Genomic DNA, 19,009 nt, shown 5'->3' on the forward strand with positions numbered 1-19,009 from the left:
GTAGGAGAAGTTCATCATGACCGAAAGCTCTGACCAGACGAACCCGGGCCGCACCGTAGTGACGCAGATGTCGGCGGTATACCCGGAGTTGGCAGGCAAGGTCGCAGTGGTGACCGGTGCGGCCCAGGGAATGGGTGCGACGTTCGCCGAAGGACTGGCAACACGTGGCGTACATGTCGTCGGCGCCGACATCAACGAAGAGCAGATGCTCGCCACGGCCACGCGAATCAACACGGACCTGGAGTCGAATGCACTGGCGGACAAGCCGGGTCGCGTCGTCGGAGCTCGGGTCGACGTCACCAAGCCCGACGAGCATGAATTGCTTGCGCAGTTGGCGTTGAAGGAGTTCGGCCGGGTCGATTTCTGGATCAACAATGCGGGTATCTTCCCGTTTGCGCTGGCCGAGGAGATCACCCCGGAGCAGATCGGCGCAACGCTGAGTGTCAATGTCGAAGGAGTGCTCTACGGTGCTCAGGCGGCGGCACGTCACCTCGGTCCCGGCGGCGCCATCGTCAACATGTCTTCGGTGTCTGCGCTGCGTGTGCGGAAGGGGAGAGGCGCATACTGCACGTCGAAAGCTGCCGTTGCGCACCTCACGGAGTCTCTCGCAGTGGAGTTCGGCGACAAGGGTATTCGGGTCAACTCCATTGCACCCGGCTACATCGACACGGCGATGACGAAGTGGGTTCAGGAAGATCCGATCGCGCTCGCGAACGCACTCGACGCGGTACCGCTGCATCGTCTGGGCTCGCCCGAAGAGGTCTTCGGCCCGCTGCTGTTCCTGCTCTCGGACAGCGCGCGCTACGTCACCGGGCACAGCATTGCGGTGGACGGTGGTTCGCGGCATGTCTGAGTCCACGACATATCCCGGCGTCGTTCTCGTTACCGGCGGTGCTGCCGGGATGGGAGCGCATCACGCGCACACTCTCGCCGCGCGCGGTTCGCATGTCTGCATTGCCGATGTTTCGGATTCATCCGGCGTGGTCGACGACATCGTCGCCGCAGGCGGATCGGCATCCGCTCATATTCTCGACGTCACCGATGCCGAGGCCTGGGACCGGGTTGTCGACGAAATTCGCACCACCCGTGGGGAACTCGGCGGACTGGTCAACAATGCCGGTATCTCGCGTCGGCTCGAATTCATGGACACCCCGAACGACATCTGGGAGCTGACCATGAAGATCAACCTCTTCGGCCCGTTCTACGGTATGAAGGCGGTGGCGCCGCTGATGCGCGAGAGTGGTGGCGGATCGATCGTCAACATCTCGTCCATCGCCGGTCAGATCGGATACTTCTCTCCGGCTTACTCGTCGAGCAAGTGGGGTCTGACCGGTCTGTCGAAGTCGGCCGCAGGCAACTTCGCGCAGTGGGGGATTCGCGTCAACTCGGTGCACCCGGGACTGGTCGGTACGGCGCTGCTCGGCGGCGCGAACGACTTCGTCGCCGCGTCACTGAAGTCGGTTCCCTTCGGACGCATGGGAACTCTCGACGAGATCACCGAAGCAGTGCTTTTCCTGCTCTCGAACAGTTCCACCTACACCACCGGTACGGAACTCACTGTCGACGGCGGGTTGGTGTCGAACGGTCTTTACCACCGCATCATCGCGGAGACTGGAGAACTTTCATGACCGAGCACTGGGACGTCGTTGTCATCGGTGGCGGCGGAGCAGGTCTCGCCGCTGCGGTGTCGGCAGCTGAAGAAGGCGCATCCGTTCTGCTGTTCGAATCCGAAACCGAACTCGGTGGATCCACCGCGCTGTCGGCCGGCATCTTCACGGCCGCCGGAACGAGCGTGCAGGCCGGCCTCGGCGTCGACGACTCGGCAGAGAAGTTCTTCCAGCACTACATGGACCTCAACCAGTGGATGCTCTCACCCGGATTGATTCGTGCGTTCTGCGAAAACGCCGGTCCGACACTGGAATGGCTCATCGGACTCGGCGTCGAGATTCCCGCGACGATCTCGGGTAACGCTCACCAGCCGGGACTCGCCCAAGCCGGCGTCGAGGACGTCTGGCGCGGCCACGTGCCCAAGGACCAGGGATACGGACTGATTCAGGTGCTGGACAAGGCTCGTCGTAAGCACGGGATCGAGGTCATCTTCGGAACACGGGTGCAGAAGCTGATCGAGGAAGACAGTCGGGTTGTCGGCGTTGTCGCCGACGACATCGAGGTGCCTGCGGGCGCCGTCGTTGTTGCCTCCGGTGGATTCGCGCAAGATCCGGGTTTGGTGGAACGCCACTTCCCGCACGCGAACAAGGCCGGAGAGGCCTTGTTCGTCGTCGCAGCCGAGGGGAGCCGCGGAGACCATCTTCGTTTTGCCGAAGACCTCGGTGCTTCCCTGGCGGGCGACGGCTGGGGTCTGATGCTGCCCACCGTCTACTTCCAGCGATTCCACCACTGGCAGGCCGGCTTTCCGCCGAAGTCGCGGATCTACGTCAACCAGGACGGCCGTCGTTTCATGGACGAGGACAGCTCGTACGCGGTCTCGACCGGCATCATCGACCATCAGGGTGGATACGGTTGGATGATCTTCGACGAGAACGCTCGCGTGAATCTGGCTCCAGGATATGCGGATTGGAATCCCGAACGCATCGAGGAAGAAGTTGCCGCCGGTGGCACGATTCGTGCGGACACGATCGAAGACCTCGCAGTGGCTACGGGTGTTCCGGTTGCGACGTTGGCGCAAACCCTGCGTCGATGGAACGACCAACTGCCCAGCGGTCACGACGACGACTTCCTCCGCCATCGCACGTTGCGGAACAAGGGTGCCGTCGGCAATCCGGATCCTATTGCGACAGCTCCGTTCTATGCCGCGAAAATCCTTCCGGCAGAGCTCGTCTGTACGCATGCGGGAATGGAGATCAACACCGATGCGGCCGTGCTCGGCAGCACCGGAGTACCTATCGAGGGTCTGTACGCCGCAGGTGAGGCCGGCGCCGGAATCCTCGGACTGAGATACGTGGGCGGCGGCAATGCGGTTGCCAACGCTTTGACCATGGGCCGCGTAGCGGGACGTAATGCGGCGAATTACACCAGGACCAGCGCTGAGAGCGCACCGGTCCATTCCATCGCGCACTCCTGACGTCCGACGTCTGCGCGGCACCGAATCCAGTCAGTATCCAATCCAGGCAGGGAACAACATGTCAGAGAATGAGACCATGGCGAGAGCCGAATCCACCGAGGGCAGCAGCGTGGCAACCGAACGACAGTCGACGACGAAGGTAATTCGCGCGGCCATCGTCGGTACCGTCGTCGAGTACTACGACTTCGGTATCTACGGATACATGGCCACGACGATCGCCGCGCTGTTCTTCGTTTCCCATGACCCGAACGCAGCACTGCTCGGTACCTTTGCAGCATTCGCCGTGGCCTTCTTCCTACGCGTGCCCGGCGGAATCTTCTTCGGCCACATCGGCGACAAGTACGGCCGAAAGAATGCTCTCTCCTGGACCATCCTTCTGATGGTTCTCGCGACAGCCGGAATGGGCCTGCTGCCGACTTACGCCACGTTGGGTGTGTGGGCGACGTCCATCCTGGTTCTGGCTCGTTGTCTGCAGGGCTTCGCGGCCGGCGGCGAACTCGGCGGCGCCAACGCGTTCGTCTCCGAGTCCGCTCCCAAACGGTGGCGGGCGACGCAGACCTCGATGGTCAATACCGGCACCTACCTGGGTTCGCTGGCAGCTTCGCTCATGGCCCTCGGCCTGACGTCGGTGTTCTCGCAAGAGCAGATCCTCGAATGGGCTTGGCGTATCCCGTTCCTGCTCAGCCTGCTGATCGGTGGCATCGGTATCTGGATCCGCAGCCAGATGGAAGACACTCCTCAGTTCGAAGAACTGCAGGACAAGGGTGAGACCAAGAAGCTTCCCATCCGTGAGTTGCTCAGCACCTCCGGTGGCAGCGTCGTCAAGATCATCCTGCTGGGCGCACTCATCACCGGCGGTTACTACATCGCCTCGGTGTATGCCGCGACGTACCTGCAGACCACCGGCGGTCATTCGTCGCGCGTTGCTTTCCTTTCCACCTCTCTTGCACTGGTTCTCGGCGTCATCACGTTGCCGATCTCGGGATACATGGCAGACAAGTACGGGCGTCGGCCGGTGCTGTTCGCCGGTAGTGCCGCCGCAGTGGTTCTCGGAATCCCGATGTTCATGATGATGGCCGGTTCTGGCATCTGGCAGGCGGTTGTCGGTCAGTCAGTGCTCTTCATCTGCGTTTCCGTTGTCAACGGTGCTTCGTACGTGACCTATGTCGAAATGCTGAAAGCATCTGTGCGGTACAGCGGTCTGGCATTGGGTAACAACGTCACCAACATGTTCCTCGGTGGCACCGCGCCTTTCATCGCCACCTATCTCATCAGCTTGACCGGTAACTCTCTCGCTCCGGCTGGATACTTCGTCTTCTGTGCGGTGATCACCCTCGTCACGGTCTTCTTCATCAAGGAGACCAAGGGTGTTGAACTGCAGGTTGATTGATCATCGGGTAGAACAGGAGCCTGACCGTGTCCCTCGCTGACAAGCAAGAAATCACCGAAGTTCTGTATCGCTACGCTCGCGCCGTCGATCGGAAGGATTTCGACAGCGTGGCCCTCTGCTACTTCGACGACGCGATAGACAACCATGGTGGTTACATCGGAACCGTCGACGGGCTGATCGAAGACATGAAGCTCAGACACAAGACGATCGACTCGTCGATTCACTGCATTTCCAACATACTGATCGACGTCAACGGCGATGTCGCTCAGTGCGAGTCGTACTGTTTGTGCTTTCTGCGGCAAGAGCGTTCCGGTACGGATACGGTGCAGACGCTTGCGACGATCAAATGCCGTTACGTCGACAGGTTCGAAAGGCGCCACGGTGAATGGCGAATCGCCGATCGGATTGTCGTGTTCGACGAATCCCGTGAAGACGTGATCGAGAACATCCTGTCCACGGACTGGGTGACGCAACGTCGATCCTTCGACGATCCGGTGTACACCAGGACGCCTTGACCAGTAGTGCAGACGAAGGCCTTCACACACATCGTGTGTGAAGGCCTTTCGCCTGTTCACTTCTCGTGTCAGCTCACTGCGTCCGGTGCGGCGACCTCGGTCAAACGGCCGTCCGAGAGCCTGAGCCAGCGTTCGACTTTGACCTCGGCCAGGAATCTCTCGTCGTGGCTGACCACCACGAACGCCCCCTGATATGCATTCAGGGCACTTTCGAGTTGAGCAACGCTCACCAAGTCGAGGTTGTTGGTCGGCTCGTCGAGAAGAAGCAGCTGCGGGGCCGGATCGGCGAAGAGAACGCACGCCAATGTAGCCCGCAGTCGTTCACCGCCCGAGAGTGCAGCGACGGGAAGATGAGCACCCGCACCCCGAAAGAGGAAGCGCGCCAGGATGTTCATGCGTTCCGGTGCCGGTAGGTCTGGAGCAGACAAGGCAAAGTTCTCTGCGACGGTGCGTGCGGGGTCGAGTAGGTCGAGCCTCTGCGACAGGTATGCCACTCGACCGTCGGCTCGCGTGATCTCACCGGAAGTCGGCGCCACATCCCCGTTGACGATGCGTAGCAACGTCGACTTTCCGACGCCGTTCGGCCCGGTCAACGCGATACGCTCCGGTCCTCGAATGGCCAGGTCGATTCCGGAGTCGGCGAAGATCGCATGATCACCGAACGCGAATTGCATTCGCTCACCGAGGAACACCGTCCGGCCGGCGGGTACATGTGTGCCAGGCAATTCGAGTGAAATCGTCTGGTCGTCTCGAAGAGCGCGGCCCGCTTTGTCGAGTCGGTCCTTCGCCGCGTCGACCCGGGCGAGGTGTGTCTCGTTGGCCTTGCCTGCCGACTCCTGAGCATTGCGCTTCATGGTCCCCGCAAAGATCTTGGGCAAGCCCGCGTTCCCGAGATTGCGGGCAGCGTTACTTGCGCGTCGCGAAGCACGTTCTCGGGCCTGCTGCAGTTCGCGCTTCTCGCGCTTGACCTCTTGCTCGGCGTTGCGGATGTTCTTCTCCGCCACTTCGCGAGCCGAGCGTGCCGCGGCTTCGTAGTCGGTGAAATTGCCACCGTAGAAGCTGATCTCGCCGCTGTGAAGTTCGGCGATGCGGTCCATGCGGTCGAGTAGTCCTCGATCGTGACTGACCACCAACAGACAACCACTCCAGTCGTCGAGAACGTCGTAAAGCCTGCGGCGCGCGTCCAGGTCGAGGTTGTTGGTGGGTTCGTCGAGGAGAAGGACATCGGGGCGTCGCAGGAGTTGCGCCGCCAGTCCGAGCGAGACGACCTGCCCGCCGCTCAGAGTGTCGAGGCGACGATCGAACGTCATGTCGGCCAAACCGAGTCGACCGAGTTGGGCTCGCGTTCGTTCCTCGATATCCCAGTCGGACCCGATTGTCGTGAAGTGTTCTTCTCGTGTGTCCCCGGATTCGACTGCGTCCAACGCAGCGAGCGTCGGGGCGATGCCCAAAACCTCGGCAATGGTCAGATCGCCCGTCAGTGGCAGGTCCTGCGGAAGGTATCCGAGAACGCCGTCGACGGACACACTGCCGGCGCGCGGCCGCAACTGGCCGGCGATCAATCTGAGCAGAGTGCTTTTCCCGACGCCGTTCTGGGCCACCAGCCCGGTTCGGCCGCCGGGCACGGTGAATGACAATTCGTCGAAGACCGGAGTGTCGTCCGGCCAGGCAAAAGACAGATTCGAGCAAACGATGTAGGTATCGGACATGAATAGACCTCAGGTGTTGTGCGGGCGCGGCAACGCTGCTCCGCGAAGAGTCGGGTAAGTGAACGACAACATGGCCACGACGGCAGCGCTCCGAGGCGTCTGCCGGTGGCCGTCATGCCCGGTTTTATCCGGAGATGTCGAGTTCACCAACCATGTCTGATCCTTTTTGGTCTGTATCGTTTCATCCGACGATAACAGGAGCCGGTATCTACATACGAGCAATACCGGCGCAGAGAAGTTCGACCAGTCGTCGATACACCCGATCCGGGTCGGTGCCGGCCGGTTGTCCCTCTACCGATTCGAGGATGCAGAAGCCGTGCAGCGCACTGCGAAGAGACCACGCCGCCTGCTCCGAATCATCCGGGCTCAGACCGTATCCCGCGATCACCTTGTTGATGACGTCGACCACCTCGCCGACGGCGGAGACCAGATCGGGATGCGGAGCAGTGGGGTAGCGGTCGGTGATGGCGTAGAGCCCGGGGTGTACTCGGACGAACGCACGCCATGCGTCCGCGAGCGCCATGACGGCGTCGTCGCGCGAGAGACCGACCGCGGCGGCACGCAGTTGTTCGGCGAGAAGGCTGCGTGCGAGGAGGCTGAGTTGATGGTGGACGTCGTCGACCCCGTCGACGTGTTTGTACAGCGCTGACTGCCGGACGTCGAGGGTCTCGGCGAGTTGACTCAGTACCAGAGCGTCGGCGCCTTTGCTGTCGACCAGATCGGCTGCGGCAGCGATCACGCGTTCACGGGTAACCGGAGTTCTCATGCACGCATCTTCCCTGTATGACAGGCTTCGCGTCGGTGATACATTATCACCATGAGTGATGAAGTATCGCCACGCGAGCTGTCCGGCGATCAACTACGCCGTCGTGACCTGCGCGTAGTCGTCACCGGTGCATGCATCCTCGGGTTGACCTCGGTGCTCTACGAACTCTCAGGAGTGTCTCCGTCGACGGGTGCATTCTTTCGGTGTCTCTATGCGCTCATCCCTCTCGGCATGCTCGTGCTCGTTCAGCGTCGTCGGTCACCCCGGCCTTCGATCTCGGCGCCCTGGATCGTGAAGTCTCTACTTGCCGGCGCGTTCCTCGGAATCGATCTGGTGCTCTGGCACGAGTCGATTCATTCGATCGGGGCAGGTCTTTCGACTGTGATCCTGAATTTGCAGGTGCTGTTCGTCGCAATCCTCGGCTACGTTGTCCTGCGCCAACGGATCGGCCGGGAACTGGTCGCCAGCCTTCCGTTGCTCTTTGTCGGAGTTGCTCTGGTAGCCGGGACGAGCACAACGCTCACCGGGTCGAATCCTGCTGTCGGAGTGTCGTTTGCCGTGATCGCCGCAGGCGCGTACGCGGTCTACATCTTCCTCATGGGTCTGGCTACTCGGGCGGCGGGCAGAACGGCGTTGCCGATGTTCGTCTCGACGGGAGCCACTGCCCTCACGGCAGGTGCATACGGCCTCGTGAGTGGAACTTTGGATCTGACCCCTTCGCTCGTAGCTCAAGGCTGGCTTGTGCTGCTCGCGTTGGTATCTCAGGTGATCGGGTGGCTGCTGGTAGCCAGCGCCAGTCAGCGTCTGCCTGCAAGTGCAGTCGCCGCCAGCCTCGTGTTGCAATCGGCGTCAGCACTGTTGTTCGGCGCAGTGCTGCTTGCACAGACCCCAACTCTCGTCCAACTTGCGGGTGCCGGAATGATTTTGGCCGGAGTGGTTGTGGCGACGCGGATACCCGCGAAGAAATCCTCGACGACTGTTGTCGGAAAACGAATGGAGACAAGCGTATGACCACGGCGGCTGACCACATCTACATCAACGGCGACATCAGGGCCATGGACGGTGCGGTCGGCGATAACGCCACCGCTGTGGCAGTCAAGGACGGCAGATTTGTCGCCCTCGGAACTGACGCCGAGATCTCGGCGCTGACCGATTCCGAAACCTCCGTTGTCGATCTCGCCGGAGCGGTGGTTGTGCCGGGGTTCATCGAGACGCACCTTCATCCGATGATGTGGGGTTTGATGCTCAGTGGGGTCGACGCAACGACGAATACGTGCCCGACCATCGAGAAGTTGATCACGGCGTTGGCCGCGCGGGCCGCGATCACACCACTTGGCGAGCCCATCGAAGCGTGGGGCTTCGACGACAGCCTCGTGGCGGAAGATCGAGGCCTGACCGCGGTTGATCTGGACAAGGCTTCCACCGATCATCCGATTCTGGTGCGGCACTTGTCTGCTCACGGAATCTATGTCAACTCGGTCGCACTGGAGAAGGCCGGGATCGATGCCACCACGGTCGATCCGGAGGGTGGTGTCATCGTTCGAGACAGCGACGGTGTACCCACCGGTGAACTGTGCGAGGTTCCGGCAATGTCTCTGGTGCACGGACTTGTTCCGGATATGAACCCGGATGCGTCCAAGATCGCGATGCTGCGGGCGCAGGAAGTCATGGCGTCGGTGGGCGTGACGAGTTTCCACGACATGTACGTCACGGCCGAGGTGTACGAGGCGTACCGGCAACTCGACGCCGATGGTGACTTGAGGCTGCGTGCGCGCCTCTATCTCGGCCACGGGGTTCACGATCAGTTGGGTGAACTCGCCGATCCGACCGAGCGAGTTCGTGTGGGCGGCGTCAAACTCATTTCGGACGGGTCGATTCAGTTGCACACCGCTGCGCTGACCGCGCCGTACCACGATCTGGGCGGATGCCACTGCGGCGGAATGGCAATCCCGGCAGGTGCGCTCGGGGCACTCGTCGAGGAACATCACGCTGTCGGCCGACACGTTGCGATTCATACCAACGGTGATCAGGCCATCGATTTTGCATTGGACGCAATTGCAGCGGCACGGACGGCGCACCCGGACATCGAAGTTTCGCATCGACTCGAGCACGTTCAGACGTTGCGGGAAGATCAGATCGCGCGGATGGTCGAACTCGGGGTGGTGGCGTCGATCTTCGTGAACCACGTCTACTACTGGGGTGACCGGCACCGCGATCGTTTTCTCGGACCGGGTCGCGGCGAGCGGATCAGCCCCGTGGCGTCGGTCGTGGCGGCGGGGCTTGCCTACGCGCTGCATTGCGACTGCCCTGTCACTCCAGTGAACCCGCTCTTCACGATGAACACCGCCGTACATCGTGTGACGCGAGAAGGTCACGTTCTGGGTGCGGAGCAACGGGTTTCCGCGTCCGAGGCGCTGGCCGGCTACACAAGCGCAGCCGCTCGTCTCACCGGTGAGTCATCGGACAAAGGTCGGATAGCGGTGGGACTTTTGGCGGATTTTGTTGTGCTCGACGGAGATCCGCTGCGCAGCGATTCGACAGACTTGAATGAACTGTCGGTCCTGCGCACGGTTGTCGGAGGTGAGACCGTCTTCGGGGCGTAGATGCTCGTCGTTTTACCTTGGGATTGGGTGCCGGTAGTCAACTCCTTACCGGCTTCGCAACTGTAGATGCACGTGGGCCGGGGAGCGAATTTGCTTCCTGGCCCACAGCTTTGGATGCAGCACGGGCAGTCGCGATTCGATGGTCGGACAAAGTTATTGGTGGAGTGCTGGTTTCGGAGCGCGCGAGAGTTTGTCCTGGCCGGACGATCCGGCGGGGCGCAGCGATCGATGGCGCCCGTGTCCGTGGCGCTAGTGGACGAAATGCGGGGGTCTCGAAACGGCTCGATCTTTCTGTTTGCTCGAGGGTCGCTGTTCTCGGCGAGTTCGTTCGTGGATTCCCGGACATACCAAGAGCATCTAGAACTTGTTCTTGTTTGGATAGGAACGAATCGCCCGTTCGATCGCAGAACGCTTTTTGGTAAATAGTTGCGATGCGCAGCTAACTATTTCTAACGGTACTGGTCAGGGTGCAGAATTAGCCCTTGAGGGATGTTGAAATTCCTTCTGAACGTTTGACCAGTAAAACCGCCACAAAAGCTGATACGTGTGATAAAAATTGATCCGAAGCGGAGCGGTTGCTATGTATGAGCGAGGGCATGCACAGCGTCACGGTTCGGCTCGCAAGCTTTCTGCAACATGTTTGGCACCGATGGCGGATGTACCTCGTTCCGCCATCTCTTCACCCAATGCCCGGCAACGGGACAGACGAAATGAGTCTTCACATGCCTCGATTTTTCCCGGTCGGGGACGGACGAGAATCCCGTCTCCCCCGGCGCGCCACTGCTGTGTTGGCGGCTCTGCCGGCTGCACTGCTCCTCGCGACCTCGGGTGCGCTGCTTGCACCTGGTAGCGCCGCGGCCGCCCCGGGCGACGACATCACTGACCAGTGCCTGGAGATGTCCCAGAACGGTGGACCCTGGGTGAAGCCGGCGGCCTTCGATCCCAGTGGAACCGACTACATCCCGATCCCCGGTGACGAGGGCACGCAGTTGGCCTTCAACGTTCGTAATGTCTGCGACCTTCCTGCCACGCTCACTCTTTTCAGTGAGAGCTGGTCCGTCTCGGGCGGCGGCACTGCGACAGTGCGGGGCAAGCTCGACGGCCAGGTCGGCCAGCAGTTCGTGATCGGGCCGAATGCGAATTCGTCGACGCGGATCGAGCTGGTGAAAACGCCTCTCGCACAGAACGCCAACGTGATGGCTGGTTTCATGATTGGCATCCCTGCCGGCGAAGTTTTGCAGGGATACGAGATCAACCCCGGCTGGGGTCTCGTCCTGGTGGAGGGCGAGCCCGTCGTTGTTGCTCCCAGTGCGCCGACCGGTTTGACTCTGGGTTCGGCCGAAGTAGAGGCGGGCACACCCGTCAAGGTCTCCGGCAAGGCAGAGCCGAACAGTACCGTCACCGTGACCGGAGGCGGCGCCACCTGCACCGCCACCGCGGATACGAGTGGGAACTTCAGCTGCAACCTGACGATCACCACGCCCGGCAGTCATCCGATCACCGCCACGGCGACAAATGCGGGTGGGACCAGCCCCGCCTCCACGGCGGTCACGGTCAAGGTCACGGCGAAAACCACCGATCCAGGTGGCAGCAGCAGCGGTTCGCTCGGAAGTAGCACCGGTTCGCTCGGAAGTCTCGACCTGTTCGGCAGCCTCGGCGGATAACCACTCCGGCCCAACCGGCCACTTAGACCTCGCGATGCACGGGGCGATCTCGACCATCTCCGCGCATCGCCAACCTTCTCGGTCACCGAATTCAATTCGGCGGCTTCATTTCCCATGCCCCTTCCTGGGGCTGTTTCACCGGAGTGCACATCCGCACGGCCCGGGCTCAACCAAGCGCGTCGGATGTCCCGCCGCGAACTGCACAGGAGGAATACCAGATGAACAAGACCACAAAGGGTGCGATCGCCGCAGGTGCGGCTGCTGTTCTGCTCGCAGGTGGTGCCGGAACCATGGCTGCGTGGAACGCGTCGACCGGCGCTGGCGGAAGCCAGACCGTCAATGCCGGCTCGATGACGATCAGCGAAGCGGCCGGCTCCGGCGTATGGAAGCTCGGCGCGAACACGTTCAACCCGGCCAGCGACAAAATTGTCCCCGGTGACGTACTCACCTACACCGCCACGTACAACTACACCCTCGTCGGCACAAACCTGAAGGCGACGCTGACACCTACCGTCGGCGGAATCTCCGGGGCTCTCGCGAGCAAGCTGGAGGTCGCGACTGCCGGTGGTCAGAACGCGAGCGTCTCCGCGGGCACTGGCACGCGCGATATCACCACGACGATCACGTTCAAGCCGGACACCACCAACACGGACGGCGCTGGCCAGGCAGCCACGCTGTCGGGAGCCTCGGTCACCCTCGAGCAGACGCTCACCCCGTAGTTAATCCGTAACCAGAAGAAGGTCACGTGAAGACCCAATACAAATGGGCGATCGCAGCGTCGTCGGTTCTGCTCATCGGGTTCGTCTCGGTGCAGCAGACCGGCGCGCTGTGGCGCGATACCGCAGAATCGACCGGCGGCACTATCCAGGCAGGCATGCTCGATATCTCTGCCGGCGGAGAAGGGGTCAAGCAGTTCAACCTCGATGGGTTCAAGTTGGACAACAAGGGCCCGGGCGACAGCATTCAGATGCCACTGCCGGTGATCAACTCCGGCAACGTGCAGATGAACTACGTGCTTTCCGATGTTGTACTCAACGGCGCGACCCCACCGCCGCTGAGCCTGCGCGTGGCCAAGGTAGCCAACGAGGCGGCCTGCACCGCCACTGGCGACGTGGGCACTGAGCTCTACAACGGTGCCATGGACGGCGCGGCCTTTTCCGAACAGCTGGTTCCGGCCGGGCAGATGCAGGTGTTGTGCCTGCGGGCCACGCTGGGCCAGGGCGCGGCAGCGAGCCAGCAGTCCAACGCGACGTTCACTTTCGACGCAAGCTCAGTGAGCCAGTCATGACCGTCACCGCGAGAAGCCGGCGTGCAGGCGAACGTGCCGAGTATCGACCCCGGCACAGCGCACACGTGGAAACATCTGAGCGGCAACATGATCCCGAACAAGGCGGAGACGACAAGACCACCCTATGGTGGTGGACTCGCACCATCGTCTCGTGGGTACTGCTGCTGCTGATGGTCGGCATTCTCGCGGTGATGGTCGTTATCCCTCGACTCACCGGCTCCACCGCGTACACGGTTCTCACCGGTTCGATGGAACCGACCATGCCCCCTGGCACGCTCATCGTGGTCAAGCCGACCCCCAACGAGGATCTGACCACCGGGGACGTGATCACGTTCCAGCCCGTCTCCGGCGATCCAGCGGTGGTCACCCACCGCATCGAAGGCATCTATTACACGGGGGAAGGGGAGCGTCGCATCCACACTCGCGGCGACAACAACCCCGTCGCCGACTCGTGGTCGCTGGTGCCCGAGCAGATCCGTGGTCGGGTCATCTACTCGGTGCCGTATCTGGGCCGGGTGAACTCGGTGATCAACGGGCAATCGCGTTCGATTCTCACCACAGGCGTAGCTGCGGGCCTGGCTGTATATGCCGTGTGGATGGTCGTCAGTGGCATCCGCGACAAGCGGGGCAAGGCCGGTGACGACGAAAGTGGCACAGACCCGACTCTTTCCGGCCCTGAACTCGGCGCGCCGGTATTGCCCGCCGATCCATCGGCACCAACCTCCGAATCGAAATAGGACAGCAGAATGTCTACAGAACAGAAATCGGGCGGCGACGCGCGTCTCGGGGCGCGGATGCGAAGCCGTCTGGGCGAGACCGGTTGGATACGGACCCGGGCCGTGCTCTCACTGGGCATGGTCCTGGGCCTCGGAGCGGTCGGCACGATGGCGGCGTGGTCCGACAGCGCTACTGCGACCACCGGCATGTTCAGCACTTCGTCGGTCCAGCTGAAAGTCGACAACCAGCGGCCCGCACACCAATTCACCGAACTCAAGCGCAACAGCATGCTGCCAGGCCAGAGTGAGGCTGGGGCATTGACGGTTCAGAACACCGGAACTGCCAACTTCCAGTGGGCGGTATCGGCAACGGCCACGGGTTCGTCCGCGCTGATCGGGAAGCTCAAGGTTTCCCTACATCAGACCGGCGCCAACGACGGCAGTACCTGTTCAGGACCGATCATCGGGACGCAGCAAGCGTTCTCCGGGAACCCGACACTCGTCTCTGGCCGATCACTCGCTGCCGGTGTTTCGGAGCAGGTGTGCATCAAGGTGACCGTCGATTCGACCGCGGGTCAGACGGAGCAGTTCAAGATCGCCGATCTGGGCTTCAACTTCACCGCAACGGGGCAGTGATCATCGCGATGGACAGCACCGATGAGGAGGTGAGCGTGGGACGCAGTCGTGGCAAGGAAATTGCCTTGAATGTGGCTGCGGTCGCCGGGCTCATCTGCATAATCGCCACTCTCGCGTCCCTGATATTCGGGATCAAACCACTGGTGTTTCGCTCGGGTTCGATGGAACCTGCAATTTCCACCGGTGCGCTGGCGCTGGCGAAGACCGTGCCTGCAACTGAATTGGCTGTCGGCGACGTGATCAGCGTCGACAACGACCAAGGCGTGCGCATCACCCACCGCGTGGTCGAACTCGAATCGGCAGGAGCGGACACCGTGCTCGCCACGCTCAAGGGCGATGCCAACAATGTGGCTGATCGACTGCCCTACACCATCACCGAGGCCGACCGAGTGTTCATCAGCGTCGGCGGGCTCGGCTATGTCGTTGCTTGGCTTTCCAGCCCGCTCGCAACCTTCCTTGGCGGCGGATTGGTAGGCGCGGTGCTGGTCATCGCATTTGGACGAACTAAAGACCGGCGTCTGGAGAATGCCCGCGCCGCCACTACAAATGACGCCCGCGTCGATGCTGACGAAACCTGCGGGGAGCTTCAGGAGGCTCATAATGATTGAAATGCGACGGGCTAGCACCCGCATGAAGTCGCTGCGGTCGTTGATCGCTGTCGGCGGCGCTGCTGCAATGGCTTTCGGTCTGGCTCAGGCCACTGGGACGTTGGCAAATCCAACTGACGTGGTCAATTCGACTGGCGCACAGGTGGCGACGGGCAACTTCTATCCGACGCCGTTGACCTCGACTGTGAACTGCTCGACGTCGGGAGGAGCAGACCTATTGGGACGTAGAGCAAACCTGAGCTGGCCCGCGGTTCCAGGTGTCACGGGGTACAAGGTGGTTTTCGTGAGGAAATCCGATCCGAGCTACATCGTTCGAACGGATAATCTGTCGGCGAGCCAAACGTCCATCAGTGGAATTACCCATGGCAGTCGCAATGTGATGTGGGCGCGGGTGTACACCGTGAACGGGCCGGCAATCTCATCTGGTTTCATGTCGTCTGTCGAGATAACCCATAAGGACCTCGTAAGTAACAGGACCGAATGCGAGGGTAATCGTGGTCCGCAATTGGCTAACCAGGCCTGGGAAAATACCAACACCTGGAATCCGGCGACACCGGCACCCAACGGGGCGAACCCTCTGAGCAGGATGCAGGCCGAAGCGATGGTGCCGAACGAGCCTGATGCGTTGGAGACGACCACCACCCAAGCTCCGTCCACGAGCGAGACCGCCAATCCGACAACGTCTACCGAGCCGACCAGCACCACCGAGGCCACGACCACGACGGCACCGAGCACGACAACTCCGGCACCGACCACCCCGGAAACCACGTCGCCGGAGACCACTCCCTCGGCTGATCCGAAGCCGGTTCTGACGGACACAGTCGAGAGTGGCGGCCTCACCGGCGGCTGGACTGCGGGTGGTAACAGGGTTGCAGTGGTCGACGCCGACGGCAACGAACTCGCAAGTGGCCGTGTGGAATCGGGTTCCACTCTGCATTGGTACAACGGCCAGTTGTGGATTGTCGGGGCAACCGAGGTCTACCGCATCATGGAGTCACCGCAGGACGGCACATGGAAGTTCTACAAGGACAGCGGGCAGAACATGCCTGACTTCGGGTAGCGGCCAATCACTCGACGTCTGGACTGTGCCCCCGAGTTTCCGGACCCGGGGGCACAGTCGTAGCTGCGCATGTTCCGACGGTGTCGGGCAATCAGGTAACCGGCTGGTCGCCCGCTGGAGAGGTTTCGGCCGCCCGTGAACTGGATAAACCAACTGCAGACGGCAACGACGTGTAGAGATGCCTGAAGCGTTCGCAGTGGATTGGCACTTATTCGGGGCTCGAGTTATCTTACTGCAAAGTAAGTGTTTGGTGTCGGAGTCGATTGGGGCTATGCCGACCTGAGTACAGGGATCGATATGCGGATGAACCTGGGGGCAGGTGTTCGGCGACGTCGTTGGGCGCGCGACGTATTCGCAGCCGCGACGGCATGTGCGCTGGCGATGTCCGCGTTGCTCTCGGTACAGATTTCAGCGTCGGCGTCCGAGCTGGACGAGTACGTGAATTTGCCTTTGGTGAATCGGAATGCCGAACACGGTCCGGGCGGTGTCCATCCCGCGTTGCCGACTGATCTCGGCACCTTGCAAGCCCTTGTGGAAGAAGCCCGCGCCAGTGGTCGCAGTCCGGAATCCTATGCGGCCTTGCTGTTTCAGTATCGATTGGTCGCTGCCACGGAAGCCGCCGGAATCGATCTCTCATCGTGGAATCCGCGCGCCGGAGTGTCGGCTAATCGCACGAACCTGGTGAAGTCGTACCGCTACTACGAGGATCTGCAACTCGGTCACCCGGAATTGCAGTGGGCGGGCATGGGCGGACAGGTTGGTGCGGACTTCGGCGGGGGACTGATCGACTTCGAACTGATGGCGGACATGTACTCGTTTCCGAATCTGCAATATGTTGCCAATTCGATAGTTTCTCAGGTCACGGATCAGGTTGGCGTGCAAGCGCTGAACCAATTGCCGGCAGGGCTGCGCGCACTCGCCGCGGTGGGCAGGAACGTCACGGCGGACGACTTGGATTATGTGCTGGGGATGATCCTGGTGATGCAGAAGAACATCTTCTCGGATCTGATGCCGATGCATCAGGCATACGTGGATGAAGGACTTCCCGCGCTGGAGGAAATGCAGAGTGCCGGATTGTTCGGTCAGGATGTCATGGACGCCTGGCGTGATGTAGCCTCCGGCGATTCGAATCGGATTGCACGTGGGAACGTAGCACTGCTCCAACGTGAGCAAGGGATGGTCATCCGCGACCAGTGGGATACCGTGCGCGCCTACAAAGGTGATGTGGGAGAGGCGATCACTTACGCATCGACTGTCGCCGGTTCACCTTCGGTCGCCGGCGTCGTACCGCCTCGCTCGTTTCGGTCTCTCGAGTTCGCGACGACACTGGCGGACGGACGCACCGCGACAGTGACACTGCCCCTCCCGGATTGGAACTGGTCGGTGTACGAGGACCGGTGGGACTACATCACCTCGCAGCTCTTGCCGAAGTACCGAGCGATGGTCGAAGAAGATTGGCCACGGCTCGTAGCCACATTGAGTGTTCCCTACGAAATTCAATTGGAGAGTCACCGCCCGATGATGAGCCTCCCACAAACTCTCGAATCGGCCCTCTCCAGTTTGAAAGTGACGGTTCAGTGATGTCGGGTGCCAGATTTCGAAGGTTTGCCCCGCTGGTAGCGCTGACCGTTGCGCTGGTTCTGCCTGCGACTGCTGGGGCCGAGGCCCCAGGCAGTGGTGTTCCAGACGATGCGCAAGCTCCGGCATCCCAGGAGTTTCGGACCGATACTCCCACTCTGGGAGAGATTTTCAACGGGTTCACGGTCGGTGCGCTCAGGTCGGGGGAGTTCGCATCGGAAGAGGAGATCTTCACTGCGCTCACCGCCGATGATCCGTTTTACGACGAGCCGGTGTTGACCGGCGTCGAGCGTCCCGGTGACCTCCTGAAGTCGAAGAAGGTGGATGTACTGTTCACGGGATACAAACCGGGACAGCTCGACGCCTACAAGATCATGTACGTCACAACTGGAATCGACGGTTCGACGCCGGTGGTGAGCACCGGGATCATGATGATCCCGATCGACGGAACACCGGCATCGGAGAAGAAAGTCATCAGCTACCAGGAGGCCAACGACAGCGTCGGCGGCTACTGTCATCCGAGTTCGCACTGGACGGGCGGTGATCCGCTGGACGGCGCCTCCTGGTCGGCCTTGGGTCCGCTGGCGCTGATGTTCGGAAAAGGTTATGCCGTAGTAATTTCCGACGTCGGGAACAACGGAGACCGTGATCCCCACGGGGTCTTCGCGGGTAAGTTCGCCGGGCACGCCCAGTTGGATGCAGTGCGCGCAGCATTTCAGGTGCAGGATTCCGAGCTGAATCCGGATGCGGAGATTGCGTTGTTCGGAATCGCTGGTGGTGGAGTCGGTTCGGCATTCGCCGCCGAATCCGCGCAGTCCTACGCACCGGAACTCGACATCGTCTCGACAGTCCTCGAGGGAATGGTGATCAAGCCCCGAACATTCATGGAGACAACAGATTCCTCGGTCGGGGCCGGCTTCGGATTGGCGACGCTCCTCGGCCTCGAGCCCTGGTACCCCGAGATGAAGTTGAACGACAAGCTCAATCCGGTGGGCCGAGCGATTGCCGACGTGTACCGGGATGAGTGTCAGATGCCGGCGTACTTCACGCTTCCGTTCGTACCGCTGGCGAGCCTTTTCGAGCCGGGGATCGATCCGATCACAGAACCCAGTTTCCAGCGCGCGTACGACGACAACGTACTGGGCCACGGTGCTCCGGCGTCGAAGGTATTGATAACTTCGTGCGCAAAGGACGACTCCCCGATGTCACTTGTACCGGCAGCTGATGCGCGAGAACTGGCGGACACGTACAGGAGTGGAGGGACCGACGTGAGCTACCAGCCCACCGACTGCAGTATGGACCGCGCATTCACGAATCCATACGGTTGGGGAACTGATCTGTTCGGAATGCAGACGATCGACTGGATAGCCCACAATTTCGACAACTGAGTGAAA

General features: G+C 61.4%; 18 protein-coding genes. 16 read left to right on the plus strand and 2 right to left on the minus strand.

Annotation, left to right across the window (positions count from 1 at the left end; translation table 11 throughout):
• The first annotated feature begins 16 nt into the window (after window positions 1–16).
• The 5 genes from ACN50D_RS07875 (at window position 17) to ACN50D_RS07895 (ending at window position 4,987) form a co-directional block, all read left to right on the plus strand.
• Window positions 17–853, plus strand: coding sequence for an SDR family NAD(P)-dependent oxidoreductase (locus ACN50D_RS07875; protein ID WP_003939904.1), 837 nt, complete (start codon window positions 17–19; stop codon window positions 851–853).
• Window positions 846–1,628 (plus strand): SDR family NAD(P)-dependent oxidoreductase, encoded by a 783-nt coding sequence (locus ACN50D_RS07880; protein WP_047271227.1) that lies wholly within the window; start codon window positions 846–848, stop codon window positions 1,626–1,628. The genes ACN50D_RS07875 and ACN50D_RS07880 overlap by 8 nt, the downstream gene beginning before the upstream one ends.
• Window positions 1,625–3,082 carry an FAD-dependent oxidoreductase gene (locus tag ACN50D_RS07885; protein WP_211920852.1) on the plus strand — a complete coding sequence of 486 codons (1,458 nt, stop codon included), beginning with the start codon at window positions 1,625–1,627 and terminating at the stop codon, window positions 3,080–3,082. The genes ACN50D_RS07880 and ACN50D_RS07885 overlap by 4 nt, the downstream gene beginning before the upstream one ends.
• Before the next feature lie 76 nt (window positions 3,083–3,158).
• Complete coding sequence (locus ACN50D_RS07890; protein ID WP_007731424.1) at window positions 3,159–4,472, plus strand: MFS transporter; 1,314 nt, start codon at window positions 3,159–3,161, stop codon at window positions 4,470–4,472.
• Window positions 4,473–4,498: 26 nt separating this feature from the next.
• Window positions 4,499–4,987 carry a nuclear transport factor 2 family protein gene (locus tag ACN50D_RS07895; RefSeq protein WP_030535188.1) on the plus strand — a complete coding sequence of 163 codons (489 nt, stop codon included), beginning with the start codon at window positions 4,499–4,501 and terminating at the stop codon, window positions 4,985–4,987.
• A 68-nt stretch (window positions 4,988–5,055) separates the two neighbouring features.
• On the opposite strand, the gene ACN50D_RS07900 is transcribed toward ACN50D_RS07895, so the two are convergent.
• Together ACN50D_RS07900 and ACN50D_RS07905 are read right to left on the minus strand one after the other, a co-directional pair.
• On the minus strand, window positions 5,056–6,696 hold the full coding sequence (locus ACN50D_RS07900) for an ABC-F family ATP-binding cassette domain-containing protein (RefSeq protein ID WP_211920850.1): 1,641 nt from the start codon (window positions 6,694–6,696) through the stop codon (window positions 5,056–5,058).
• A 208-nt stretch (window positions 6,697–6,904) separates the two neighbouring features.
• Entirely contained in the window at window positions 6,905–7,462 is a 558-nt protein-coding gene (locus ACN50D_RS07905) for a TetR/AcrR family transcriptional regulator (RefSeq protein ID WP_021332048.1), read from the minus strand.
• A gap of 51 nt (window positions 7,463–7,513) precedes the next feature.
• Between ACN50D_RS07905 and ACN50D_RS07910 the strand changes: the two genes are divergently transcribed.
• The 11 genes from ACN50D_RS07910 to ACN50D_RS07960 all read left to right on the plus strand — a co-directional run bounded on the left by ACN50D_RS07910 (window position 7,514) and on the right by ACN50D_RS07960 (window position 19,003).
• On the plus strand, window positions 7,514–8,473 hold the full coding sequence (locus tag ACN50D_RS07910; RefSeq protein ID WP_042452737.1) for a DMT family transporter: 960 nt from the start codon (window positions 7,514–7,516) through the stop codon (window positions 8,471–8,473).
• Window positions 8,470–10,065, plus strand: coding sequence for an amidohydrolase (locus ACN50D_RS07915; RefSeq protein WP_211920849.1), 1,596 nt, complete (start codon window positions 8,470–8,472; stop codon window positions 10,063–10,065). Before ACN50D_RS07910 ends, ACN50D_RS07915 begins: the two co-directional genes overlap by 4 nt.
• A gap of 722 nt (window positions 10,066–10,787) precedes the next feature.
• Window positions 10,788–11,729, plus strand: a complete 942-nt coding sequence (locus tag ACN50D_RS07920) for an Ig-like domain-containing protein (RefSeq protein ID WP_082893093.1) — start codon at window positions 10,788–10,790, stop codon at window positions 11,727–11,729.
• A 218-nt stretch (window positions 11,730–11,947) separates the two neighbouring features.
• Window positions 11,948–12,448, plus strand: a complete 501-nt coding sequence (locus ACN50D_RS07925) for an alternate-type signal peptide domain-containing protein (protein WP_003939763.1) — start codon at window positions 11,948–11,950, stop codon at window positions 12,446–12,448.
• Between the two features lie 26 nt (window positions 12,449–12,474).
• Window positions 12,475–13,017 carry a hypothetical protein gene (locus tag ACN50D_RS07930; protein ID WP_019745195.1) on the plus strand — a complete coding sequence of 181 codons (543 nt, stop codon included), beginning with the start codon at window positions 12,475–12,477 and terminating at the stop codon, window positions 13,015–13,017.
• Window positions 13,018–13,082: 65 nt separating this feature from the next.
• Window positions 13,083–13,754: a signal peptidase I gene (locus ACN50D_RS07935; RefSeq protein ID WP_223304718.1), complete on the plus strand. Its 672-nt coding sequence runs from the start codon at window positions 13,083–13,085 to the stop codon at window positions 13,752–13,754.
• Between the two features lie 9 nt (window positions 13,755–13,763).
• Window positions 13,764–14,369: a SipW-dependent-type signal peptide-containing protein gene (locus ACN50D_RS07940; RefSeq protein ID WP_021332053.1), complete on the plus strand. Its 606-nt coding sequence runs from the start codon at window positions 13,764–13,766 to the stop codon at window positions 14,367–14,369.
• Between the two features lie 8 nt (window positions 14,370–14,377).
• Window positions 14,378–14,977 carry a signal peptidase I gene (locus ACN50D_RS07945; protein ID WP_042453547.1) on the plus strand — a complete coding sequence of 200 codons (600 nt, stop codon included), beginning with the start codon at window positions 14,378–14,380 and terminating at the stop codon, window positions 14,975–14,977.
• A gap of 1 nt (window position 14,978) precedes the next feature.
• Complete coding sequence (locus tag ACN50D_RS07950; protein WP_228401300.1) at window positions 14,979–16,037, plus strand: hypothetical protein; 1,059 nt, start codon at window positions 14,979–14,981, stop codon at window positions 16,035–16,037.
• A 297-nt stretch (window positions 16,038–16,334) separates the two neighbouring features.
• Window positions 16,335–17,618, plus strand: a complete 1,284-nt coding sequence (locus ACN50D_RS07955) for a hypothetical protein (protein ID WP_162114524.1) — start codon at window positions 16,335–16,337, stop codon at window positions 17,616–17,618.
• Window positions 17,618–19,003 carry a lipase family protein gene (locus ACN50D_RS07960; protein WP_249342798.1) on the plus strand — a complete coding sequence of 462 codons (1,386 nt, stop codon included), beginning with the start codon at window positions 17,618–17,620 and terminating at the stop codon, window positions 19,001–19,003. The genes ACN50D_RS07955 and ACN50D_RS07960 overlap by 1 nt, the downstream gene beginning before the upstream one ends.
• Window positions 19,004–19,009 lie beyond the last annotated feature (6 nt).

This window comes from Rhodococcus sp. SB1D (assembly GCF_048573875.1).
In the GTDB taxonomy this organism is placed as follows: Bacteria; Actinomycetota; Actinomycetes; order Mycobacteriales; family Mycobacteriaceae; genus Rhodococcus_F; species Rhodococcus_F qingshengii.